Here is a 24,588-nt window from a genome sequence, read left to right as displayed (position 1 = left end):
GCCGTTGTGCTGCGACGAGTGAGGTACTTGCCATGAATGAGTCCGGGCGGCCTCCCGCTTCGCCCGGGGAGGTCAGCAAGAGTTCGTGGGCGCGCATACTGAAACGCACGGTCAAGGAGTTCAAGCGTGATGAACTCGCCGACCGTGCGGCGGGGTTGACCTATTACGCCATCCTCGCCCTCTTCCCCGCCCTGCTGGTGCTGGTCGCCCTGCTGGGGCTCGCGGGGCACTCCGCCACGCAGACCGTCCTGAACAACATCCAGAAGCTCGCGCCGGGATCCTCACGCGATGTGATCACCCACGCCGTGACCCAGTTGCAGTCCACCGGGGGGACCAGCTCCGTGCTGGCCGTCGTCGGCCTGCTGGGGGCCCTGTGGTCCGCGTCCGGCTACATCGCCGCTTTCATCCGCACCTCGAACGCCGTCTACGACGTGCCCGAGGGTCGCCCGGCCTGGAAGGTTCTGCCCCTGCGCGTCGGCATGACCCTCCTCCTGATGATTCTCGCCTGCGTCAGCGCACTGATCGTCGTGCTCACCGGAGGGCTGGCCCGGCAGGCCGGCACCATGCTGGGCGTGGGCGATACCGCCCTGACCGTCTGGTCCATCGCCAAGTGGCCCGTCCTCGTGGTGCTGGTGGGCCTCATGCTGGCGATCCTGTACTGGGCCGCCCCCAACGCCAAGGACCGCGGCTTCAAGTTCGTCTCCCTGGGCAGCCTGCTGGCCCTGCTGATCTGGCTGGTGGCCTCGGCCGGCTTCGCGTTCTACGTGGCCAACTTCGGTTCGTACAACAAGACGTACGGGGCCCTCGCAGGAATCATCATCTTTCTGGTCTGGCTGTGGATCACGAACCTCGCCCTCCTTCTCGGTCTCGAATTCGACGCGGAGATCGCCCGGGAACGAGCGGTCGTGGCGGGCCGGCCGGCGGACCAGGAGCCGTACGTCGAACCACGCGACACCCGGAAGTGGACCGACGAGGACCGGGATTCCGCCGGCCGCACCGGCCGCACCGACCGTCCCGACGACGAACGGCGCGAATAGCGGCAGGCAGAGCGATACCGGCTCCCGCGACGCGCCCGTCATGGCGGAGGCGGATGCGGCCACGTACTGCGCATCGTGATGGCGTACAAGCCGCGCCGGAGGCGTGGCGACCGGGTTCGTTCGGGCACTCCCCCGCAGCCCCGGCCCACGCAGCAGCCGACCGTGCTCGGTGATCACGGACGCCTCCGCGGTGCGGTTCCGGTCGTCGCCCCCATGAGGCACGGCGGGTGCCCATCCTGTCAACGGGGCGTTCGTGATCCGTCGAACGACCGTGGATTGTTTCTCGGAAATAAACCGCTAAACCCCGTGGTCACCCCCGCCATGCGTCAGGCATCGGTCACTGACCAGGAAATTTGGGGTCCGCGCGACTGATTGACAGTCACCTGACACCGCCCTACGTTCCTGGTCAATAAACCGGTACAGGGCCGGAATCCCCCTTCGTCGAGCCGCCGACACCGGCCCCGTCCACCGCCGCGCCCTGCGAGGCCGCGGACCGCCTCCCTCCGGACGAAAGAGACGCCCAGATCTGGAACGCCTCCCGGACCCAGGACGGCCGGAACGTGACCGCCTCCCACCCCAGCGGCTACAACACCTCCATCCCGCCCGGAGCCAGCGTGAACTTCGGATTCAGCGGCACTTCACGGCCCGGAACCAACGGCCTTCCCACGGCTTTCACCCTGAACGGCAGCGTCTGCGCCGCAGCCTGAGCCGATCCGATCGCCTCACGGGCTCGGCGGCAGCACGCGGCCGAGCCGCGGAGGCCGTCCACGCGCCGTGTGCCCATGGCCTCGCAGGCACACGGTGCATGGACGCGCCGGCGGACGGCAGGGGCGGCGGACCCCCATAACGGGACGCCGCCCCGCCCTCGGGTCAGTCGTCGATCGCGTCGGTGACCTCGCCCAGGTCGACGAACTTGAAGTTGGTCGAGGGGCGATCGCCGTCGCCGGGCGTGTCGTCGCCGTCCTGGACGACGAGCAGGCCGTTCGGGTAGCGGCGGCCGAGCGGTGCGTCCAGCGCGGCCGCGCCGTCGCACTCCTCGGAGCCGTCGAGGGTCGCCGTGGCCGACGTGACGCGGAAGCCGCCCTCGTACTCGTTGGCGTCGGAGATCTCGCGGTCGTAGGCGGCGAAGGTGTTGTCGCCCTGGCTGGAGGCGAGCAGCAGGCCGTCGCCGTCCTTCTCGGCGACCAGGGTCAGGCCCTCGACGTCGGCGGTGAGCTTCGTGCCGCCGAAGCCGGGGTCGGCGCCCGCGACGCACTCCTCGGTCGCCTCGTCGTACGTGCCGGGGACGCCGTACTCGCGGACCTTGTCGATGAGCGTCGGCGTCCCGGTGAGGTCGGCCTTCAGGCGCCAGATGCCGACGTCCTCCTGGCCCGCGTACAGCGTGCCGTTCGCCGGGTCCACGACCATGCCCTCCACCTGCGGGAGTTCGCCCGGCTCAGCGCAGGGTGACCAGGAAGCGCCGTTCGGCAGACGGAAGGCGGCGGGCAGGTCCAGCGTGCGGACCTTGGTGTAGCCGACGGAACCGTTCGCGCCGGCGGTCAGTTCCAGCAGTGCGAGACGGGTGCGCTCGCGCCGGCTCACCAGCGCGAACGAGCGGCCCGTCGCCGGGTCGGTCCAGGTGGCCAGGCCGTAGGCGGTGCGTTGTTCGTTGATCTCGTCCTGCGACGACGAGAAGACGGGGGAGACCGTTCGGTCGGTCACGTCGCTGAGCGGCCCACCGGCACGGTCCCGGTCGATGCGGTAGATCCGCAGCCGGTCGTTGCCCCGGTCCGTGGTGACGGCCAGGTCGCCGAGGCGCGCGCTGTGCACGAGGTCCACGTTGTTGAAGCGGCCGGGCGCGTCCTCCGGTCCGGGTCCCGCGGGTGCGGGGACCGACTGCACCTCGCGGGCGTCGAGGTCGTACACGCGCAGTCCGCCCTGCTTCGCCGTCGCGACGACGAGGCTGCGGTCCGGGTCGGCCCGGTTGCGCCAGATCGCCGGGTCGTCGGCATCGGCGTCGCCGCCCGCCTCGTCGTCGTGCAGGGCGGCGGTCTCGGCCCGCGGGGAGACGGCGGGCAGCGAGGCGGCGGCCTGGGCGGGCCCGGTCGCCGTCACGGTGAGCGCGGCGAAGGCGGTGGCGAGGACCACCAGGGACGTGCGGGGGGTGACCACGTAAAGGCTCCTGTCATCGGGAACATCGCCGCAGCATCCTGTGATCCGGATGCGAGAACGAAGCGGTCGCCACGTGGAGCGGGGTCGTACGGGAGGTGAACACCGGATTCGCCGGCGGCTACGGGCACGCGGGGGCGCCGCCCGGCCGTCGGCCCCCGACGTCCGTGGCGCAGCCGACGGACGTCAGGGGCGCGGGTACCGGGCTGTGAGAACGGTGATCCGGGCGATGCGACGGGCCGACTCCTCGGGCGAGGCGCCGGGTTGCACGATATGACTGACCGTCAGGCGCACGATCGTCTCGACGGCGAGACTGCGGGACTCGGCGTCGACCTCGGGCCATGCGTCGGCCGCGTAGGCGTCGAGCATGGCGGTGGCGGTGTTGAAGACGGGCTCGGGCCGGGTGGTCAGATAGGCGAGCAGGTCGTCCTCGCCGCCGCGCGCGCTGGTGAGGACCGCCTTGATGAGGGCGTTGTCGGAGGCCTGGCGCAGGGTGTAGCCGACCCCCGCGGCCGCGGCGGCCTCCAGGTCGTCACGGTGGGCGTCCAACTGCTCCTGGATTCCGAGCAGGAAGCGTTCGGCTTCGCGTGCGATGAGCGCCTGCCCGATGGCCTCCTTCGAACCGAACTCGTTGTAGAGGGTCTGCCGGCTGATGCCCGCGATCCTCGCGATCGCCGCCAGCCGCAGCCTGCCCCAGCCCTCGGCGGCGACCAGCTCGTAGGCCGCGTCCATTACCTGTTCGCGGAGCAGTGACCGTACGTTTTCACGGAACCCTGTCATCGTGGCCCCACTGTAGTCAGCGGTCCGCGCCCTGTCGAAAGTCTTGACACTAACTAGCCCAACTGTCTAACTACTTGACGGTTAGTTAGGGAACTGTCCTCCTACTTGGGGAGTGGGCGCATGACAGCACCATCCGGGGCCGCGGACGCGACGGTGACCTGGCACGATCCGAAGCGTCATCTGTGGCTCATCGGGCTCCTCGTACCCTCGTTGCCCTTCCTTTCCTGGGGTCTCGTGGAGACGACCGGACTCGGCGCGTTCTGGTGGACCGGCCTCGTCCTGCTCTACGTGATCGTCCCGGTCATCGACCAGCTCTTGGGCAAGGACACCGCGAACCCGCCGGACAGCGTGCTGGCCCGGCTGGAGCAGGACCGCTACTACCGCTGGTGCATCTTCCTCTACCTTCCCGTGCAGTACGCCGGGCTCGTCGTCGGGTGCTGGCTGATCACCCGGGGCGGCCTCTCCCCTGCGGACCGCATGGGCCTCTCCCTCACGCTCGGCGGCGTCGCGGGCATCGGGATCAACACCGCGCACGAACTCGGCCACAAGAAGGAATCCGTCGAGCGCCGGCTCTCCAAGATCGCCCTCGCGCCGACCTGGTACGGACACTTCTTCATCGAGCACAACCGCGGCCACCACGTCCGTGTGGCCACGCCCGAGGACCCCGCCAGCGCCCGGCTCGGCGAAAGCTTCTGGCGCTTCCTGCCCCGCACCGTCGCCGGCAGCCTGCACTCGGCCTGGCGCCTGGAGAAGACCCGCCTGAAGCGGCGCGGCAAGAGCCCCTGGACGCTGCGCAACGACGTCCTCAACGCCTGGGCGATGTCACTCGTCCTCTTCGCCGCGCTCACGGTCGCGTTCGGTCCCGGCATCCTGCCGTACCTGGTCTTCCAGGCCGTCTTCGGCTTCTGTCTCCTCGAAGTCATCAACTACACCGAGCACTACGGGCTGCTGCGCGAGCGCACCGAATCCGGCCGCTACGAGCGCTGCGCCCCCAAGCACAGCTGGAACAGCGACCACGTCACCACCAACGTCTTCCTGTACCACCTCCAGCGGCACAGCGACCACCACGCCAACCCCACCCGCCGCTACCAGGCTCTGCGCCACTTCGACGAGGCGCCGGAACTGCCCGCCGGCTACGCCGGGATGATCGTGCTGGCCTACTTCCCCCCGCTGTGGCGCCGTGTCATGGACCACCGCGTCATCGCCCACTACGAGGGCGACGTCACCCGCGCCAACATCCAGCCCTCACGCCGCCGGGCCCTCCTCGCCCGCTACGGGGGCGCGGCGTGACAGCGACCCGCCGATTCGTCTGCCCCGTCTGCGACTACCTCTACGACGAGCGGACCGGGGCGCCCCGCGAGGGCTTCCCCGCGGGAACACCCTGGGACCAGGTGCCTGATGACTGGTGCTGCCCCGACTGCGGGGTACGCGAAAAGATCGACTTCGAGCGCGTGGAGACCTCATGAAGACGTGGCAGTGCCTGGTGTGCGGCTGGATCTACGCGGAGGCCGAGGGCTGGCCGGACGAGGGCATCTCCCCCGGAACCCGCTGGGAGGACATCCCCGACGACTGGTCCTGCCCCGACTGCGGAGCCGCCAAGGCCGACTTCGAAATGACCGAGATCACCCCTGCCTGAACGGCTCGGTCACCGGTCGCCGGCCCGGGCGGCCAGGGGCGTCACGAAGCGGGCGGCGGCGGTCCGCGACGAACCGCTCGCGGAACAGCAGCTCCACCTTTGGCGCTGCGGCTTGCGGGAGCCGTAGAGCGTGATGAGCTCCCTCCACCCGGGTGCGGTTCTGGTGGGAGCCGCCGTGCGTTTCCGTGTCCCGGACGCGAAGTCCGGCTGTTCAGGGGGCCGGTCGGTGCGGCGGCCCCCGCGGTTGCCCATCCTCGGCACGGAGGGATACGTTCACCGACGCTGAGGAGTGTGCCACCGGGGCAGATCGCTCCCCCGAGGGAGTGGCATGAGGCTCACCGACACCGACCACGCGGGGCTGGTCGTCGCAGCGCAGGCCGGTGACGACCGGGCGCGCGAGGAGCTGATCGCCACCTACCTGCCGTTGCTCTACAACATCGTGGGGCGCGCGCTGAGAGGGCACGCCGACGTCGACGACGTCGTCCAGGAGACCCTGCTGCGCGTGGTGCGTGACCTGCCTGCCCTCCGTGCCCCGGAGAGCTTCCGGTCCTGGCTGGTGGCGATCACACTGCACCAGATCAGTACCCACCGGCACCGTCAGTACGCCTTCGCCCAGCGGACCGCGGTCCTCGACGAGGCCCATCAGATACCGGACGCCGGCGCCGAACCCGACGATGTGACGATGCTGCGTCTGCATGTGTCGGACGAGCGCCGGCAGGCCGTCGAGGCCGGCCGGTGGCTCGACCCGGACCATCAGGTGCTGCTGTCGCTGTGGTGGCAGGAGTGCGCCGGCTCGCTGACCCGTGAGGACATCGCCGCCGCGACGGGGCTCACCGTCGCCCATGTCGGGGTGCGCGTACAACGCATGCGGGAGCAACTGGAGCTGGGCCGGACGATCGTCGCCGCGCTGGAAGCCGATCAGCGCTGCCGGCAGTTGGACGAGACCGTCGTCGGCTGGGACGGTCTGCGTAGCTCGGTATGGCGCAAGCGCATCGCGCGGCACACCCGCGCCTGCCCGGTCTGCGCGGCGACGGCGGCACAACGGATCCCGGCCGAGCGGCTTCCCCTCAGCCTCGCCCCGCTCGCGATCCCGGCCGGACTCGTCTCCGCCCTGGTCGCCAAGGGTCTGCTCTCGAACACGGCGATGAGCACCGCCGGGCTGGCCACCGCACCCGCCGCCGGAGCAGTGACGGCGACCGCGACGGCCGGAAGCGGTCTGCACGGCGTGCTCGCCGGAAAGCTCTCCCTGGTGACCGCCCATCCCCTGGTCTCCCTGGCCGTCGGCGCGGTGTTCGTCACCGGGGCGGCCACCTGTGCGACCTGGCCGGAACCCTCGCACCGGACGCCCGGCGCCGGCGCCGCCCCGGCGGTCGCCGATCCCACGCCGGTCCCCTCACGCACCACTCCGCCCGCCACGCCGTCCGCCGGCCCCTCACCCACCGCGCCCGCCGCCGCCGTCCCGCTGGGCGCGCGGTCGCTGGAATCCGTGGACGAGCCCGGCTCCTATCTCACGTACACCGGCGACTTTCCGGCACTCGGCCGCGTCACCGCGTCCAGCGACGCGCAGGCCCGGCAGCGGGGTACCTTCTCGGTCGTCCGGGGGATGGCCGACACCCGGTGTGTCACCTTCCGCGCCGCCGACGGCCGCTATCTGCGCCATCGTGACCTGCGGCTGCGTCTGAGCGCCTACGACGGCAGCGAACTGTTCCGGGAGGACGCCACCTTCTGTCCGAGCCCCGGGGCGGTCGCCGGATCCGTGACCCTGCACGCGCACAACTACCCCGGCTCGGTGCTCCGCCACCGCGACGCAGGCATCTGGCTCGACGGCTCCGACGGCACCCGGACCTTCGCCGGCCAGGCTTCTTTCGTCGTGCGCGGCGCCTGGGCCGGACAAGCGTGAATCCGCGGGGCCGACCATGCGGCGGGGCCTGACATAACGCTTTTCGCCGGTGGCATGCATCACGGAGCGATTCTGCGGGCGGCGCGATTTTTTTGTTACGGCACCGGCGGTCCGGGGGCCTCCACTCAGTGACGCATCCCCTGAAGAGAGCCTTTCCCATGACGCGACACACCCCCCTGCCCGGAGCGCACCGCGAGCACCGAGGAGAATCATGAAGGGGCTGCACCGGCTCGGCCGACGCCGCCGGACACTGACGATCGGCGTGTCGGCCGCGGCGCTGGTCGCCGGAGTCGTGACGCTCCTGCCGAACTCGGCCGGCGCCGCGCCCCTGGACACGCAGGCGGCTCCCTCGGGCCGCTATTTCGGCACCGCCGTGGCGGCCGGAAGGCTCGGCGACTCGGCGTACACCGCGATCGCGGACCGGGAATTCAACATGGTCACCCCGGAGAACGAGATGAAGTGGGACGCCGTCGAGCCGTCCCGCGGCACGTTCGCCTTCGGGCCCGCCGACCGGATCGTCGACCGCGCCCGGGCCAACGGTCAGCGCCTGCGCGGTCACACCACCGTCTGGCACTCACAGCTCCCGGCCTGGGTCAGCGCCATCGGTGACAAGAACACGCTGCGCAGCGTGATGAACAACCACATCACCACCACGATGACCCACTTCAAGGGCAAGATGTACGCCTGGGACGTGGTCAACGAGGCGTTCGCCGACGGCGGCAGTGGCCAACTCCGCAACTCGGTGTTCCAGAAGGTGCTGGGCAACGGCTTCGTCGAGGAGGCGTTCCGCACCGCCAGGGCGGCCGACGCCTCGGCCAAGCTCTGCTACAACGACTACGGCATCGAGAACTGGTCGGACGCCAAGACCCAGGGCGTCTACCGCATGGTGAAGGACTTCAAGTCCCGCGGCGTGCCCCTCGACTGCGTCGGTTTCCAGAGCCACTTCGGAACCGGCGGCCCTCCGGCCGGCTTCAGGACCACCCTGTCCCACTTCGCCGCCCTGGGCGTCGACGTCCAGATCACCGAGCTGGACATCGCCAAGGCGTCTCCCACCCACTACGCCGACGCGGTCAAGGCCTGCCTGGCCGTGGCCCGGTGCACCGGCATCACGGTGTGGGGCGTCCGGGACAAGGACTCCTGGCACAGCGCCGACAGCCCCCTGCTGTTCGACGACAACGGCAAGCCGAAGGCCGCGTACACCGCCGTCCTCAGTGCCCTCGACGCCGCCGGGCCGGCGCCGGTCACCCCGGCCGACGGGACAGGCGGCGGGGAGATCAAGGGCGCCGCCTCCGGCCGTTGTATCGACGTTCCCGACTCCACCACCGTCAACGGCGCCCGGGTACAGCTGTGGGACTGCGGCGGACAGGCCAACCAGCGCTGGACCCACACCGCCGCCAAGCAGCTGACGACGTACGGCAACAAGTGCCTGGACGCCAAGAACAAGGGCACCGCCAACGGCACCGAGGTGGTCATCTGGGACTGCAACGGCGGCGCCAACCAGCAGTGGAACGTCAACAGCGACGGCACCATCACCGGCGTCCAGTCCGGGCTGTGCCTGGATGCCGTCGGTGCGGCCACCGCGAACGGCACCAAGATCCAGTTGTACACCTGCGCCTCGGCGAGCAACCAGAAGTGGTCCGCCCCGGGCGGGACGACGGGCGGCTCGTGTGCTCTGCCCTCGACGTACCGCTGGTCGTCGACGGGTGTCCTGGCTCAGCCGGCGAACGGGTGGGTCGCGCTGAAGGACTTCACCAGTGTGATGTACAACGGCAAGCACCTGGTCTACGCGTCGAACTCATCGGGATCCTCGTACGGTTCGATGGCGTTCAGCCCCTTCACCAACTGGTCGGACATGGCGTCCGCCGGTCAGACGGGGATGAGCCAGGCGACGGTGGCGCCCACGCTGTTCTACTTCGCACCCAAGAAGGTCTGGGTGCTGGCGTACCAGTGGGGTGCCTGGCCCTTCATCTACCGCACGTCGAGCGACCCCGCCAACCCCAACGGATGGTCGGCGCCGCAACCGCTGTTCACCGGCAGCATCACCGGCTCCCCCACCGGTCCGATCGACCAGACCCTGATCGCCGACGACCAGAACATGTACCTGTTCTTCGCCGGTGACAACGGCAAGATCTACCGGGCGAGCATGCCGATCGGGAACTTCCCGGGCAGCTTCGGATCGTCGTCCACGACGGTGATGAGCGACACGGAGGCCAACCTGTTCGAAGCGCCTCAGGTGTACAAGGTCCAGGGCCGGAACCAGTACCTCATGATCGTCGAGGCGAAGGGGGCGAACGGGCGCTACTTCCGCTCGTTCACGGCCTCCAGCCTGAACGGTACCTGGACCCCGCAGGCCACGTCCGAGAGCAACCCCTTCGCGGGCAAGGCCAACAGCGGCGCCACCTGGACCAACGACATCAGCCACGGTGACCTGGTCCGCAACAACCCCGACCAGACCATGACCATCGACCCCTGCAACCTGCAGTTCCTCTACCAGGGCAAGTCACCCACCTCGACCGACCCCTACGACCGGCTGCCGTACCGGCCGGGCGTCCTGACCCTGCAGCGCTGACGACCCGCCCGGTCCGGCTCACGCGCTCTCGCGCCGGGCCGGACCGGCCACCGTGTGATCGAGGGGGTGCACCGACTCCCGCAGATCACGCGGTGGCTGAGTGAACGTTTCTTCAAACGTCAAGAACCTCGATGCGACGCGAACCGTAGGAGGGCGTCCCTCCTCTGTGCCCCGACGCCCACTGTTCAGCGCTCCACTCATACACAGAGGAGGGGTGGCCTTCACCCGGTTCCGTGAGGTCGTGCCCCTGGATCGGCGGCGACCAGGAGTCGTCGGCGTACGAAGGATCGACTCGGCCGTAGTCCGGCGAGCGTCGCACGGTTGCCGCGGGTTCGTTCACCAGGCGCCGATGGCGGCCTCCTTCACGCCGCACAGGCGGCCATTCCTCCGCACCTGGCGACACCGGTGGGACCGACGGCCATTCGGGCCGGGGGGACGGGATGGCGGACAGGGGCCGCCCTGGTGGGGGCGCTCCCAGGGGAACACCCACCGCGCTGTTCCCGGAGGCGCTGCGCACCCTTTCCGAGGCACCCGAGGACGGGTGGGCAAGCAAGGAATCCGCGAACGAGCGGGCGTCGGCCCTGCCCACGGTCCGGCGGGCCATGCGCACCTCACGTTCTTTGACACCCAGCAGTTCGGCGACGGCACCATCACTGCCCACCGTGACGGCGAAAGCGGCCAGCCTTCGCGCCCGCTCGGCCTGAGCCTGTTCACATAGCGACTGGGCCGCACGCACGCTTTCGTCCGCGCCGCAAAAAGCCTCGGCCAGGACGGCGTGCCGCTCCCACAACCTTCTTGATTCCACGCAGAAGCCAACGTGGACCGAACGCGTGGGAACCGCGCTGAGCACACTTGTCACCCTTTCGGATGTCTCTAGTCGCCCTGTCCGAACATCAGACCGTCGCCGGAAGCGCCTGCGCTGACCCCGCGGACATGTCACGACGGCGTCGCCGGCCCCGAGGGTTCCCGGGCTACTGAAGGGCCTCGAGACGGAGCTTGCGGAGCGTTCGCTCTGTTTCCTCGTGGAGGTGCCGAAGCGAGATCAGGCGGTGCCATTCCGGATCCGGCACGCCCGGAAGGGTGTGCCCGCGCGCGGCCCAGGTCTTCGCCAACTCCGCGTACAGGGGCGCGCTCTCCCTCTCCCGCCTGACCGCATGGCCCCGCGCCGCAGGCAGAAGATCTCTCAGCCCACGCCCGGGAGCGCTTCCGTGCCTCCCGGGCGAGTGGCTTTCCGCGGCCAGAGAAGCGGAACCGAGGCCGACTGCCGTGGGAGCATCAGGGGTACTCAGGACTCTCATAACCGTAGAAACGATTCTTCCTCTGTGGCGTCACTCGAACCGCCCCCGAAGGGCATGACCGCGACCCGGTCGACCGCACCTCAGGGGGCCGGGGGCCCGTGCCGGCCCCGGCGGCGCGGCCGGGGCGACGGCCACCGGAGGTCCGGGGGGGCTCCGAGGCGTACCTCAGTGGCCCCCTCGCGCACCGCCTGCTGGGCCCGGTCCGCGTCGGCGCCCGCGAAGACCACGACGTCCCCGACGACCAGTCGTACGCTTTCCCACACCGCGACCGGGAGGGCCGGACCGGCCTCCGGGCTGCCCCGGACGATACCGAGGGCCCAGCCGGCCGCGTGGCGGCGTACGGCCCGGCTTCCGGGTGCGGCTGCCAGGCTTCCCAGGACTCCGGCCAGGTCCCTCACGGTGTGGGCGAAGCCCTGTCGGTGTGCCGTATCGAGCGCCGAGGCGCCGCGGATGAGTGTGAGGCAGCTGTTGCCGAGCAGGTCCAGCCGGCGCGTGGAGGCGATCTCCTGGTGGATGGGGCCCTGGCGACCCCGCCAATGGGGGGTGCGCCGGGCCACGGCGATGGCGTCCTCCCGCGTTCCGCCGAGGTCGTTCAGCACGGCGTACACGGGCCGCAGCTCCTCCCACGGCTGAGCGGTCCGCTCGTCGGCCGACGCCTCCAGGGCCCGCGCCGACAGTTCCAGTGCCCTGCTCAGCCCCTGCAGCGTGGCGGTCTCGGCTCGCCTCAGCAGGGCGAGCGGGTGCGGGGGGAAGAGGAGCTGGCTGAACACGAGCGCCACACCGGCTCCCAGCAGCGCGTCCTCCACCCGCACGACACCCGCTTGCTGCCCGGCGGCCACGGAGATCACGGCACCCACCGCGGCCTGGGCCATGGTGATGCGCTGGCCGTCGATCAGGAGGGCGACCAGGAGCGCGCACAGGACGGCCACGCCGACGGACGGCGCGCCGTGGCCCAGGAAGCGGTAGGCGAGCGCCCCGACGACGACACCCGCGATCACCCCCGACACGACCCGCACCGCGTTGGTGCCGCGTCCGCCGACGGGAGTGTTGAGCGCGACGAGGGTGGCGATCGGAGCGAAGAGCGGGACGTGGTGGTCGAAGACCTGCCGGGCGATCCACCAGGAGAGCGCGGCCGCCGCGGCCTGCTGGAGCACGGGCCACAGGTTCTCCCTGACCCGCCGCCCGACAGCGTGCATCATCCTCTTCGGTTCGCCGTGACGCGCGGAGTTCATCCCTCGTACTAGTCGCCGTCGAACAGACGGGGGCCCATCTCGTGCCAGTTCCTCAGCCCCGGGAGCTGGGCGGCGGCTTCCGGGCCCCAGGTTCCCGGCGTGTAGGGGACGGGCGGTTCGGAGGGGTCGAGTACCGGGTCCACGATGCGCCAGCACTCCAGGATCGCGGGGAAGAACGCGAAGCACGCGGCGTCGCCTTCGACGGCCCCATGGAGGATGTTCTCGTACGGGAGTTCCTGCCGTCCCATGACCTCGGCGAAGTCGACCCCCATGGGGACGGTCCTCGGCCCCGTGCCCTGCGCGGGCTCGCTCACGACCAGGTCCGCCCTGATCCCCGTGTCGCCGTCGATACGGAAGCGGATGAGGTTGGGCGGCACTTGGGTGCGGTCGCCGCCGAAGAGGTCCAGCGGCGGCCTGCGCAGCTCGACGACGACCTCGGTGGCGGTGACGGCCAGGGACTTCCCGCTGCGGAGGTAGAAGGGCACGCCCGACCAGCGCCAGTTGTCGACGAACATGCGGGTCGCGAAGTACGTCTCGGTGGTGGAGTCCGGATCGACTCCTTCGACGTCCCGGTAGCCTTCGTACTGTCCGCGGACCGTGTCGGCGGGGTCCATCGTGCGGGTCGCGTGCAGCACCCGCCACTTCTCCAGACCCTGCGCCTGGGCGTTGCCCGCGCTCGGCGGATCCATCGTCAGGAACGCCAGCACCTGGAGCATGTGGTTCTGGACCACGTCGCGCAGACAGCCCACCCCGTCGTAGAAGGAGCCCCGGTCGGCGACGTCGAAGTCCTCGGCGAGAGTGATCTGGACGTTGTCCACGTAGGTGCGGTGCCAGATCGGTGCCAGCAGGGTGTTGGCGAACCGGGAGACCATCAGACTCTCGACCGCGCGGTTGCCCAGGAAGTGGTCGACGCGCAGCAGGTGGTCGTCGTCGAAGTGACTGCTCAGCTCGTCCTGGAGCTTCCTTGCGGAGGCGCGGTCGTGTCCGAAGGGCTTCTCCACCACCAGCCGGGCGTTGCGGTTCAGTCCGGCCGCGGCCAACGACGCGGCGACCTTGGTGAACAGGGCCGGCGGGATCGCCAGGTAGTGCGTCACGAATCCGAACCCGGCCACGGCGTCGCGCAGCCGGGCGAAGGTGGAGTCGTCGGTGAAGTCTCCGGTGACGATGGACAGCCCGTCCGCGAACCGGGAGAAGACCGTCTCGTCGATGTCCGTTCCCGTGGCGGCCACGGCCTCGCGCGCGTGCTTGCGCAGGTCCTCGTCGTCCCAGTCCGAGGCGGCCACCCCGATGACCGGCACCGTCAGCCGGCCGGATTCGGTGAGTCGGTACAGCGCCGGGAGCAGCATCTTCTTGGCGAGGTCCCCGGTGATCCCGAAGAGGACCAGGGCATCGGAGCGTTCCATCTCGGGAGCGCCGAGCGCGGTGTCACTCATCGCAACGTCCTTTCTCGGAGAAGCGCCGCCGGCAGGTCGCCGACGGCCGGTTCCCGTGTCCTTCTAAGCCGTCTTCGTCGGTCGCCGCTCGGGCGAGTGCCCGAAGCGGGCCTGCAGGCCCTCCTGGATCTGCTGCGGGTCCCGGCCCTGGGTCTCGGGCAGGTAGCGGCTGACGAACCAGAACGCGAGCACACAGATCGCAGCGAAGATCCAGAAGGTCTCGCCCTGGCCGATGACTCCTGCCAGCGGCAGGAAGGCGAGGCTGACGACGAAGTTGGACACCCAGTTGACGGCGGTGGACACACTCGACCCTTCGGCCCGGACCGATGGGGGGAAGAGTTCCCCGATCAGCGTCCAGAACACCGGGCCGAGGCCGCCCGCGAAGGCGGCGATGTAGATCACCATGAAGAGCAGGGTCAGCGTCGAGTTCATCCCCACGACGAAGGCCAGCCCGAGCATGAAGATCGAGACCGCCATGAGACCGAGTGAGACGAGGACCAGGGGCCGCCGTCCCACCCGGTCGACCAGCCGGATCGCCACGAGCGTCATGACCAGGTTGATCACTCCGATGAACACGGAGTAGAAGATGGAGTTCGACGCGTTGAGACCGGTCTGCTGAATGATGGTCGGCGCATAGTAGATGATCGTGTTGATCCCGGCGAACTGCTGCACCGCCGCGAGCGTGAGCCCGACGACGAGCGCGGGCCGGACGGCTCGCGCCAGCAAGGGCTTGGGGCCCTGGACGCCCGCCTCTTCGTTCCGCATCTGCGTCTCGCGGGCGGCGGCGATGCGCTGCCGGGCCCGCCGGATCAGCTCGTTCGCCGTCGCCTCGTCGGTCAGCTCGGCGATGGACCGGCGCGCCACGTCCTCCTGCCCGTGGGTGACGAGCCACTGCGGGGACTCGGGCAGGAACCACAGCGTCGCCGCGACCATGAGCACGGCCGGAATGACACCGACGGCGAACATCGCACGCCACGCTTCACTGCTCGCGAAGAGGAGATTGACGAGATAGGCGACGAGGATGCCCACCGTGATCATCAGCTGGTTCATGGTGAGCAGACGGCCGCGGATCTTCGTCGGTGAGATCTCCGAGAGGTACACCGGCACCGTCGCGGACGCGGCGCCGACGGAGAGACCCAGGACGATACGGCCCGCCATGAGCACCGCGTATCCGGGCGCTGCGGCCGCGATCACCGTTCCGACGATGAACACCAGCCCGATCAGACCCAGAGCCCTGCGCCGGCCGAGCCTGTCGGAGAGCCGGCCCGCCGATGCGGCGCCGACCACCGCCCCGATGAGCAGAACACTGACGACACTTCCCTGCTGGAAGGAGTTGAGACCGAAGTCCTTCTTCAGGTACAGCAATGCGCCGGACACGACACCCGTGTCGAAACCGAACAGGAATCCGCCCAGTGCGATGGCGGCGGCCCAGCGGGTGATCCTGCGGATCCCCTCGGGCGCGACTTCCGTCAGCGGACCATGGGTCCCCGGCTCCCTGGAAAACCCCTGAACCATGTGCCGCCCATTTCTTCTCGATGGCCTGGACGGCCATCGTCGCCACTCGAAGACGATTCCGACATTCGTGCAGGCAATCGGGTGGCTCGGCGGTGGCCTCATACGATCGCAGCAGTCGCCGAAGCGGGAGCGTCGGCAAGAGCGGACGTGTCTGTATCGTGTGAGGAAAAAGCTTCCTGCAATCACCTCGATGCACGCATGCGTACGTCTGCCTCGCCTGCGGCCCCTGTCTGGAGTGTCCCCGCACAACCATGAGTCACGACACGGCGGATCGCCCCGCCCTCCCGGTCCCGCCCTCAGCAGAGCGAGAAGGCAAGCCGGACGGAGCCCGCAGTTCGACGGAAAGTCCGGAGCGAGACCCGGCCCGGCCCCCGTTCCGGTCGGCCGCCACTCCCGAGGACGCCTTCGACGGTCTGTACATGCACGCCGCGCCCGGGCTCGTTCATCAGATTCGGCTGCTCACCGGAGACCGCGGATTCGCTTTCGAAGCCGTCGAGTACGCCTTCCACCGCGCCTGGGACCACTGGCCGGAGGTCGCTTGCGACTCCGACCCCGTCGGATGGGTGCGCGCTCAGGCGTACGAGTACGCGCTGTCGCCCTGGCACCAGTTGCGGCCCGCGGCCAGGCGCTCCGATTCCGCTCCGGACGATCCGCTCCTCGGAGCCCTGCTCGCGTTGCCCGCGTCGCACCGCCGCATCACCCTGCTCTGCGACGGACTCGGGCTCAGCATCGCTCAGGCAGCCGCCGAGACGGAAGCGAGCACCCCGGTCGCCGAAAGCCGGCTGCACCACGCACGCTCTGCTCTCGCTCGACAAGTGCCCGGCCTCGACGCGGGGTCCGACGCGATGACCAGCACCATGACGAGACTGGTGGCGGACGGAGCGTCCGCGACGCTGCCCAGCGCCCTGTCCACCCGCGCCGGCAGCGAGCGGCGCACGCGCCTTCTCACCGTGGCGGTCTGCGTGCTGGCGGTCACCCTTGCCGTCGCCCTCGTGCTCGCGGCCGTCACCGGCTGAGAAGCCGTCACTCTCTTCAGGAGGCGCTGCGCTTCTTCGCCGCGGTCTTCCTGGCGGGGCTCTTCTTCGCGGGCGCCTTCTTCGCCGTCTTCTTCGCCGTGGTCTTCTTCGCCGCCTTTTTGCCGGGCTGCATCTCGTGCACCGTGGCATCCCCGCCGTGTTCGCCGCGGCCTTCCTTCGCCGCCTGGACCGAAGCGTTCAGGGCAGCCATCAGGTCCATGACCTTCCCGGACTCCTGCTGCCCGTCTTCAGCCGGTTCGGGGAGGACCTTGTCCTCCGCCTTGGCCTCGATGAGCTCTTCCAGAGCGTCGCGGTAGTGGTCCCGGAACTGGGAGATGTCGTCGGTGACCATGGTGTCGGTGAGCTGGACGGCCCGGTCGATCTCGTCGTCGTCCAGGTCGACGTCCTTCGGTGCGAGGGACTCCGGGCTGCGGATCTCGTCGGGCCAGTGCATCGCATGCAGCACGATGGCGTTCTCGCGGACCCGGAGCACGCCCAGCCGTTCCCGGCCGTGCCACGCGAATTTGGCGATGGCGACCTTGTCGGAGCGTTCCAGTGCCTTGCGGAGCAGGGTGTACGGCTTCTTGGCCACGTCGCCGTCGACTCCGAGGTAATAGCTGTCGCCGATCCTGACCGGGTCGATGGTGTCCGCGTCGACGAAGGCGACGATCTCGATCGCCTTCGCCGTCGGCAGGGGCATCGCGTCGAGCTCCTGGTCGGTGACGGTGACGACCTCGTCCTTGGAGACCTCGTAGCCCTTGCCGATCTCGTCCTGCGACACGGCCTCGCCGTCGATCGAGCAGATTTTGCGCGTACGGACCCTGCCCATGTCCTCCAGATGCACCTGCCGAAAGTGGATCGAGTGATCTTCCGTCGCGCTGATGATCTTGATGGGGATCGTGACCAGCCCGAAGCTGATGGCCCCCGTCCACAAAGGCCGTGGCATGCGCACCTCTCTCTCGACATCAGGGCTCCGGCGCGCCGGGAACAAGGACGCGCCCCGTATCCGCCCGCACTCCGATCCTTGGGCCGGATCCTGCGGATCGCATCTGGATCATCGCCGCGGTCCTGCACCGGCGGAGGGACTCGGAGGCATGCGTCCCCGCCGCCCGTACCGCCTACACCGCTCCCCCGCCCACGACCGTGCTCGTCGGCGGGAGGGGACCCGTCGGATGCACGGTCGCGGCGATCAGCGCCAAGTCGTCGGCGAGGCTCCCGCCGGCATGCCGGTGCACGAGGGCGGCCAGCGTCTCCACCACGGTCGGCGGGCCCTGCCGCCAGCTCGCCCTCAGCCCGTCCTCCGGAGAGAAGAAGGCACCGTGCGCGTCACGGGACTCCAGGAGACCGTCCGTGCACAGGAGCAGCAGGTCGCCGGGGACGAAGGACCGCGTCTCGTACTCCCAGGGCCCCGGGTCCAGATCGCCGAGGCCGAGCGGCAGTCCCGCGTCGGCCGGCTCCCAAGGCCGCACGCCCTCCCCGGTCGCCAGGTAGGCGGGGCAGTGCCCCCGGCTCAGCAGGCGTACCTCACCGCCGCCCGCCGGGATCTCGGCGACGGCCGCGGTAATGAACTGCTCGTCCGGTGAGCCCGCCCCGCCGCGCACGGAGGCCAGGTCGCGGATATACCGGGCGACCGCCTCGTCGAGATGCCGGGCCAGCAGCGGCAGCGTCTCCGTGTGGTGCGCCGCCTCACGGAAGCTGCCGACCAGGGCCGCCACCGCCGGGATCGCGTCGGGCCCCTTGCCGCGCACGTCACCGATGAGCAGGCGTACTCCGTACGGGGTGGCCTCGGCGGCGTAGAGGTCGCCGCCCACGGCCGCGGCGCGTGAGGCCGCCTCGTAGCGCACCGCGATCCAGGTATGGTCCAGCCACGACCGCACCGGCGGCAGCACGGCGCGCTGTGCGTACTCGGCGGCCTGCTGTGCGCCGTGGAGCCGCCGGTACAGGGACAGGCGCAGCCAGCACAGCGGGATCGACGCCCAGGCCAGGACGAGCAGGGCGCAGTAGTCGATCACCGCGTGGCCGCCGTCGGCCCCCAGATGCGTGGCCAGCAGGAGCAGCAGACCGGCAGCGCTGTTCAGGACCGCCATGAGCACCACCAGGGCCGGCGGGTAGACGCATGCGGCCGTCATCGCGCTGAGGGCCAGCAGCACATCTCCGCTCCACTCGCCCGGGGTGGGCAGGTCGGCGGCGAGGGCGACTCCTGTCAGCACCGGCGGTGTCCACCGCACCCAGGACGGCAACGACGGGAAAGTCTCTGATTCCGTGACATGGGGCAGCAGCAGCCCCGTCACACGGCGGTGCGGACTCATGCCACCCCTCTCCGGGCGAAGCCAGTGCGACTGGACAACCGTACGAGTGGGGCGGGCGGAAGCGCGGATGACACTGCGCCATCGGCGTCGGGCAGCGTGCGGGGGCGGGCCTTCAGCGCTGGATGTCGGGGGCGTTTCCCACCACGACCCGTCCCCTAAGGGCTGTCCCGCAATTCCTGGCGGGACAGCCCTTAGGTCCATGATCCGGGGCACTGCCCGCAGTCGCCACCCGGCTCGGCCCAGCGGTCACCGGCAGGTCCGTTCGCGAGGTTTCGGTCTCTGCGTCAGCGGGCGCGGCGAGGAGTTCGCCATGGAGGACCTGCCATTCGGCCGTCCCTTCGAGCGCCGGCGCAGGGAATTCCGGCGCTGCGGAACAGGTAAGGGGGAGTTCGCCATTACAGCCGAATCAACCGCCGGCGAAGTCCCGCTCGCGAAATCCTTTCGAAAACAGACCGGTGACACGGTGGCACCCTTTACCCCTACTTCCCCGGACACCATTTCCCGACCTGCCGGCCGCCGGCCCCCGCACGCGGAGGACTCACGTTGATACAGACTCCGGCCAGAAAGGCGCTCATATCCGCAGCTGCCTTCGGAACCGGCCTGAGCCGCCATCCTCCGCGGAAAACGCACCGGCCTGTCGGCCGAGTCCGTCCCCTCTCCCTACAGCGGATGACCCCACCTCCATGCAGCAAGAATCCTTGCGCTCCCCACCCCAAGTCCGCCCAGCTTCCGAGCAATCGGATCGTGGCAGCGGTCGAGAACAGTCAGAGTGTGCCGGCGGGGCAGACGATGCCCCTCCACAAGAGCGGTTCGCCTGATGCTCTGCCCTTCATGGTGACGCCGCCTCACGCGGACGCCGGCCGGGCCACGCCGCCTCACGCCCCTCAGCGCTTGCCCGCGCCGTTCGCCGGCTCGGGACGACTGGCGCGGGCGCGCAGGCCGGCGGGGCGGACGCGCCTGACGCCGGCGCCCGGCACTGACCGCCAGGCACGCGAGGTCGGGGCGGATGGGCCAACTCGGTGTCCGCGGACCACGGGGGCAGTAAAGTTCCTGCCGAAACTTGCTGCAATAGTTTGCAACGCCGAGAGGATCCAGCCATGCCAGGATTCGCCCCGCCCGTCACCGATGAGCGCACGGCGCTCACCGCCTATCTCGCCCACCAGCGGCGCACGCTGCGCGTCACCGCCCACGGCCTGACCGATGACCAGGCCCGCATGGCCGCTTCCGCAAGCGAGTTGAGCATAGGCGGACTGATCAAGCACGCCGCACGGTGCGAGACCTTCTGGACCGATCTCATACTTCAGCAGCAGAGCGGACCGCGACGGTCGGCGGACGAGTCGGACGCCGACGAATTCGAGCTCGCTCAGGACGAAACCCTCGCCGACGCACTGGCCGCGCACGCGGAGGCGGCCTCGCGGACGGACGCGGTGATCGCAGGCATTCCGGACCTGAGCCAGGCGGTTCCCGTACCCCGGGGGCTTCCCTGGTTTCCCGCCGAGGTGGAGGAATGGTCGGTGCGCTGGGTCCTGCTGCACCTGATCGAGGAGACGGCGCGACACGGCGGGCACGCCGACGTCATCCGCGAGAGCCTCGACGGCGCGACTCTCTACCCGCTGCTCGCCGCGGCCGAGAGGTGGCCCGACCCGTGGTTCCGGCCATGGAACCCGCGCAACTGAGAAGGGAAGACCTCGCGTCGGCGGCTTGATCCGGCGGGTCTTCCAGGCGGCGGCAGACCGAGGCGCGCCGGAGTCCGCCACCGCCTGCGGACTCGCGTGAACGGGGCGGCTGAACGCGGCGGGAAGGCGACGGCGCCCCGGCACGACGGCCTGTCAGAACCCTTGACTCGCCCGCGGGTTCACCCCTAGCTTTCTCAAGATCTTACTGAAAGTTGCAGCAATCTCTTCCAGCCCCGTCGAGGCATGACCACCCCGCACCCGCAGCCGCACCCGGGTTCGCCCCGAACTGTGCCGGGGCCACTCCCGGCGCCCCATCGCAACAGCTTCCTGTCAGCCGATCGCACCACCTTGCCGCCCAGACCGCCGGCGGTCCGACTCATCTGCGGTCCGCGGTGGCCGAGAGCCCGCACACGAGAGGAACAGCCATGAACAGCGACTATGACGTCCTCGTCCTGGGAGGGTCGGGCGTCGACACCATCGTCTACGTCCCGGAACTCCCCCTTCCCTACGCCGACAGCTACATGATCCGCCCGGGCATCGAGACCCGGGCGGGCCAGACGGGGGACTTCGTGGCGCTCGGTCTCAGCACGCTGGGACTGCGCACCCACCACGTCGACATGATCGGCGACGACCCGTCCGGGGACCTCATCCGCGCGTTCCACCGGGACCGGGGCATCGACTTCACCGAGGTCCCGCTGCCCGGCGGAACGAAGCGGGCCGTCAACCTCGTCAGCCCGGACGGCCGCAGGCTGTCGCTCTACGACGACAGCCGCTCGCAGGAGTCCGACCGCCTCCCCGAGGATCTGATCCGGAAGCTGGCCGCGGTCAGCCGCCACGCACACGTCTCCATCACCTACCCCTGTGCCTTCGCCCTGCCCCTCCTGCGCGAGGCCGGGCTCACCGTCTCCACCGACCTGCACAACTGGGACGGCGAGAACCCGTACCACGAGGCCTTCGCCCACGCCGCCGACCTCGTCTTCGTCTCCACCACCGCCCTGCGCGATCCGGAACGGACCATGCGCCGGATCCTGGAGCGGGGCCGGGCCGAGGCCGTCGTCGCCACCGCGGGGGCCGAGGGCTCCTACCTGCTTACCGCCGGCGACGGCCTCGTCCACGTCCCCGCCGTCACCCCGCGCGCACCGGTCGTGGACTCCAACGGCGCGGGCGACGCCTACGCCTCCGGCTTCCTCTTCGCCCGCCTCGCGGGCGAGGACCTGCGGCGGTGCGCCCTTCACGGCGCCGTCGCCGGGGCCTACGCCTGTACCGTTCCGGCCACCGGAAGCGACGCCATCGACCGCGCCGCCCTGATCCACGAGGTCGCCGCCCTCTCCGGCTCCCGGTCCGCCGAGGGGGACGCCCGGTGACCGCCGACTCCTACGACGTCGTCGTCCTGGGCGGAGGCGTGGCCGGCTGTGTCCTGGCCTCCCGGCTCAGTGAGGACCGAGGGCGCTCCGTGTGCCTTGTCGAAGCGGGGCCCGACTACGGTCCGGACCCGGGCGGCTGGCCGGCCAGGACGCTCGACGCCCGCGCGCTCCCCCGCGAGGACGTGTGGGAGCGGAACGTACCCGTCCACCGGTTCCGAGGCCGCGTGATCGGCGGCTCGTCGTGCGTCAACGGCTGCTGGAACACCTGGGGTTCGGCGGCCGATCACGACGAGTGGGAACGTGCGGGCGGTCCCCGCTGGAGCTCGGCGGCGATGGAGCCGTACCGCGCCGCGGCCGTGCGCCGGATGGGCCTGCGCACGGTGCCCGACCGCGAACTGTCCCCGTGGAGCCGGGCCGCCCTCGAAGCGGCACGGGAACTCGGGCACCGCGAGGTCGACATGGGCCTGCCCGGGCCGCCCGGTCACGGGCTGCCTCTGATCAACTCCGTGGACGGCCGACGCTGGAACGCCGCACTGGCGTATCTCGACGCGGACACCCGCCGGCGTCCGAACCTCACGGTGCTCGGAGACTCCGTCGCCGACCGGCTGGTCCTGCACGGCGGCCGGGTGGAGGGAGTAGTCGTGCGCGCCGACGGCGTGCCGCGCACGCTCCGCGCGGGACTGTACGTGGTGGCCTCCGGCGCCTTCGGTTCTCCGGCGCTGCTGCTGCGCAGCGGCGTCGGACCGGCCGACCAGCTGCGGGACACCGGAATCGACCCGGCGGTCGACCTGCCCGGAGTCGGGGAGAACCTGATCGACCAGCCCGGCGTGTTCCTGCCGCTCGTGCCGACTCCGGAGCTGGACGCGGCCCTCGCGGAGAAGGAGCATGCCGGTGAGCTGTACGTCAACCGTGTGCTCGTCCGCGCGGCGAGCGAGCACGCCCCCGAGAACGGCTGGGACCTGCACATCCTTCCCTCCGCCGGGCCGCCGCTCTTCGGGTCCCTGCCTCCGGGCCGGTACGAGGCGGGGGTGTCTGCCTTCCTGGTGAAGCCCGTCTCCCGGGGCAGGGTGCGGCTTCGGTCCGCCGGCCCGGACGAGTCTCCCGCGATCGATCCGGCGTTCCTGTCGGACCCGGAGGGGCGCGACATGGCCGTGCTCCGGTCGGGGCTCGCGACCGCACGCCGGTTCGCCGGGTCCGCGGCCCTGAGGGGACTCGCCGCGCTGCCGGAGGGTCCGCCCGCGCACGAGCTGCCCGAGGCGGAGCTGCGGGCGCGTCTGGGCACGTACTGGCATCCGGTGGGGACGTGCGCGATGGGGCCCGCCTCCGATCCGACCGCGGTGGTGGACGGTGAGGGCCGGGTGCGCGGTGTGGCGAACCTGCGGGTGGCGGACGCGTCCGTACTGCCGACGGTTCCCGCCGCCAACACGCAGTTGCCCGTCCTGGCCGTCGCCGAGATGCTGGCGGCCGCCATGGCTGCCGCGCCCGGCTCATGAACCACGGCACCGGCCCCGGAGGACCGATGAGCATGACGGAGAGTCCCGCCCCCCGTGGCGGACGTGTGGTGTACGGCTGCATGGGGCTCGGCGGCGCATGGGACACCAGCCCCTACGGGGCCGGCGACGTCGCACGTGCCGAGGCCGCGGTCGAGGCGGCGCTCGACGCCGGCATCACCGCCTTCGACCACGCCGACATCTACCGGTTCGGCAAGTCGGAGGCGGTCTTCGGCGAAGTGCTGTCCCGGGCTCCGGGTCTCCGCAACCGGATCACCCTTCAGACCAAGGTCGGCATCCGGCTCCCGGAGGAGGGCCGGCCGGGACTGTACGACCTGCGCGGTCCGAGCGTGCTGCGCCGGGTGGAGGAGAGCCTCGCGCGTCTTCGGACCGACGCGGTCGACGTCCTGCTGCTGCACCGGCCCGACCCGCTGGCCGACCCGGAGGAACTCGCGAAGGCGCTCACTTCCCTGCACCGCCAGGGGCTGGTGCGCCGTTTCGGTGTGTCCAACATGAACGCCGCCCAGATCGCGCGGCTCCAGTCCTTCCTCGACGTGCCACTGACCGTCGACCAGTTGGAGATGAGCCTCCACCGCAGGGACTGGGTGGAGGAGGGGGTGCTCGTGAACACCCCGGCGGGCGCCGGGGTCGGGTTCCCGGCGGGCACGGTGGAGTACTGCGGCGAGCGGGGCATCGAGCTCCAGGCCTGGGGCGCACTCGCCGGCGGGCGCTTCTCGGATCCGCAGGCCGGACCGGCGGCCGCGCTCGTGGCCCGGCTCGCCGAGGCCAGGAGCACCACCCCGGAGACCGTGGTCCTGTGGTGGCTCCAGCGTCACCCGGCCGGGATCGTGCCGGTGGTCGGGACCACCCGCCCGGAGCGCATCCGCGCCTGCCGCGACGCGGTGGGGCGGCCGCCCGGTCTCGGTCACGAGGAGTGGTACGCGCTGTGGACGGCGGCGCGGGGCGCGCCGCTCCCCTGATCCGTCGGCACCGGCTCCTTCCTCGTCGCCCGGCGCCACTCGGGCGCCGGGCCCTTCGCCGGGCGTCCCGCCTTGGACGGGGCGTCCGGCCTCTTGCGTTTCACCCCGGGCAACCGGGTGACCGTCTCCTTACGGGCCATGGCCGGTACCACGCCGCGCCGGAGAGCCCCGTACGCGCCCTCGCCGGGCCGAGTCCGGACGGGCA

19 protein-coding genes are annotated in these 24,588 nt (G+C 70.6%); 12 read left to right on the top strand and 7 right to left on the bottom strand.

Translation table 11 applies throughout. From position 1 onward, the window contains the following. The first annotated feature begins 32 nt into the window (after positions 1-32). A complete protein-coding gene (locus E6R60_RS08045; RefSeq protein WP_136325738.1) occupies positions 33-1,037 on the top strand; it encodes a YihY/virulence factor BrkB family protein in 1,005 nt (334 codons plus the stop codon). 560 nt (positions 1,038-1,597) lie between these two features. Next, the gene (locus E6R60_RS08040) at positions 1,598-1,744 is read left to right on the top strand and encodes a cellulose binding domain-containing protein (protein ID WP_240802449.1); all 147 of its coding nucleotides are present in this window, start codon (positions 1,598-1,600) and stop codon (positions 1,742-1,744) included. Positions 1,745-1,907: 163 nt separating this feature from the next. On the opposite strand, the gene E6R60_RS08035 is transcribed toward E6R60_RS08040, so the two are convergent. Then, on the bottom strand, positions 1,908-3,164 hold the full coding sequence (locus tag E6R60_RS08035) for a phytase (RefSeq protein ID WP_240802475.1): 1,257 nt from the start codon (positions 3,162-3,164) through the stop codon (positions 1,908-1,910). Positions 3,165-3,371: 207 nt separating this feature from the next. After that, positions 3,372-3,965, bottom strand: a complete 594-nt coding sequence (locus E6R60_RS08030; RefSeq protein ID WP_136325735.1) for a TetR family transcriptional regulator — start codon at positions 3,963-3,965, stop codon at positions 3,372-3,374. 120 nt (positions 3,966-4,085) lie between these two features. Here E6R60_RS08030 and E6R60_RS08025 point away from each other — a divergent pair, with 120 nt between their 5' ends. The 5 genes from E6R60_RS08025 to E6R60_RS08005 all read left to right on the top strand — a co-directional run bounded on the left by E6R60_RS08025 (position 4,086) and on the right by E6R60_RS08005 (position 10,070). Continuing rightward, a complete protein-coding gene (locus tag E6R60_RS08025) occupies positions 4,086-5,255 on the top strand; it encodes an alkane 1-monooxygenase (protein ID WP_136325734.1) in 1,170 nt (389 codons plus the stop codon). Continuing rightward, a complete protein-coding gene (locus E6R60_RS08020; protein WP_136325733.1) occupies positions 5,252-5,431 on the top strand; it encodes a rubredoxin in 180 nt (59 codons plus the stop codon). The genes E6R60_RS08025 and E6R60_RS08020 overlap by 4 nt, the downstream gene beginning before the upstream one ends. After that, positions 5,428-5,601: a rubredoxin gene (locus tag E6R60_RS08015; protein WP_136325732.1), complete on the top strand. Its 174-nt coding sequence runs from the start codon at positions 5,428-5,430 to the stop codon at positions 5,599-5,601. Before E6R60_RS08020 ends, E6R60_RS08015 begins: the two co-directional genes overlap by 4 nt. Positions 5,602-5,929: 328 nt before the next feature. Further along, positions 5,930-7,501, top strand: a complete 1,572-nt coding sequence (locus tag E6R60_RS08010) for a sigma-70 family RNA polymerase sigma factor (RefSeq protein ID WP_136325731.1) — start codon at positions 5,930-5,932, stop codon at positions 7,499-7,501. Positions 7,502-7,712: 211 nt separating this feature from the next. Further along, positions 7,713-10,070, top strand: coding sequence for a non-reducing end alpha-L-arabinofuranosidase family hydrolase (locus E6R60_RS08005; RefSeq protein WP_136325730.1), 2,358 nt, complete (start codon positions 7,713-7,715; stop codon positions 10,068-10,070). Between the two features lie 1,378 nt (positions 10,071-11,448). Here the strand turns inward: E6R60_RS08005 and E6R60_RS08000 are convergent. The 3 genes from E6R60_RS08000 to E6R60_RS07990 form a co-directional block, all read right to left on the bottom strand. Next, entirely contained in the window at positions 11,449-12,567 is a 1,119-nt protein-coding gene (locus tag E6R60_RS08000; RefSeq protein WP_240802448.1) for an FUSC family protein, read from the bottom strand. A gap of 41 nt (positions 12,568-12,608) precedes the next feature. Further along, a complete protein-coding gene (gene zwf / locus E6R60_RS07995) occupies positions 12,609-14,033 on the bottom strand; it encodes a glucose-6-phosphate dehydrogenase (RefSeq protein ID WP_136325729.1) in 1,425 nt (474 codons plus the stop codon). Between the two features lie 63 nt (positions 14,034-14,096). After that, on the bottom strand, positions 14,097-15,548 hold the full coding sequence (locus tag E6R60_RS07990; RefSeq protein ID WP_136325728.1) for a sugar porter family MFS transporter: 1,452 nt from the start codon (positions 15,546-15,548) through the stop codon (positions 14,097-14,099). A 419-nt stretch (positions 15,549-15,967) separates the two neighbouring features. On the opposite strand from E6R60_RS07990, the gene E6R60_RS07985 reads away from it, so the two are divergent. After that, complete coding sequence (locus E6R60_RS07985) at positions 15,968-16,564, top strand: hypothetical protein (RefSeq protein ID WP_136325727.1); 597 nt, start codon at positions 15,968-15,970, stop codon at positions 16,562-16,564. A gap of 16 nt (positions 16,565-16,580) precedes the next feature. On the opposite strand, the gene E6R60_RS07980 is transcribed toward E6R60_RS07985, so the two are convergent. Both E6R60_RS07980 and E6R60_RS07975 read right to left on the bottom strand, forming a co-directional pair. Next, on the bottom strand, positions 16,581-17,510 hold the full coding sequence (locus E6R60_RS07980) for a Ku protein (RefSeq protein ID WP_136325726.1): 930 nt from the start codon (positions 17,508-17,510) through the stop codon (positions 16,581-16,583). A gap of 172 nt (positions 17,511-17,682) precedes the next feature. Next, the gene (locus E6R60_RS07975; RefSeq protein WP_136325725.1) at positions 17,683-18,873 is read right to left on the bottom strand and encodes a PP2C family protein-serine/threonine phosphatase; all 1,191 of its coding nucleotides are present in this window, start codon (positions 18,871-18,873) and stop codon (positions 17,683-17,685) included. 1,097 nt (positions 18,874-19,970) lie between these two features. Here E6R60_RS07975 and E6R60_RS07970 point away from each other — a divergent pair. The 4 genes from E6R60_RS07970 to E6R60_RS07955 all read left to right on the top strand — a co-directional run bounded on the left by E6R60_RS07970 (position 19,971) and on the right by E6R60_RS07955 (position 24,383). After that, positions 19,971-20,549, top strand: coding sequence for a DinB family protein (locus E6R60_RS07970; protein WP_136325724.1), 579 nt, complete (start codon positions 19,971-19,973; stop codon positions 20,547-20,549). A gap of 425 nt (positions 20,550-20,974) precedes the next feature. Then, the gene (locus E6R60_RS07965) at positions 20,975-21,913 is read left to right on the top strand and encodes an adenosine kinase (protein ID WP_136325723.1); all 939 of its coding nucleotides are present in this window, start codon (positions 20,975-20,977) and stop codon (positions 21,911-21,913) included. Beyond that, positions 21,910-23,406 (top strand): GMC oxidoreductase, encoded by a 1,497-nt coding sequence (locus E6R60_RS07960; RefSeq protein WP_168713560.1) that lies wholly within the window; start codon positions 21,910-21,912, stop codon positions 23,404-23,406. Before E6R60_RS07965 ends, E6R60_RS07960 begins: the two co-directional genes overlap by 4 nt. Positions 23,407-23,438: 32 nt before the next feature. Further along, complete coding sequence (locus tag E6R60_RS07955) at positions 23,439-24,383, top strand: aldo/keto reductase (RefSeq protein WP_240802447.1); 945 nt, start codon at positions 23,439-23,441, stop codon at positions 24,381-24,383. Positions 24,384-24,588 lie beyond the last annotated feature (205 nt).

This window comes from Streptomyces sp. A0642 (assembly GCF_004795105.1).
Taxonomy (GTDB): Bacteria; Actinomycetota; Actinomycetes; order Streptomycetales; family Streptomycetaceae; genus Streptomyces.
Note: the sequence above shows the minus strand (reverse complement) of the source record. Positions and strands in the feature narration are given on the sequence as shown.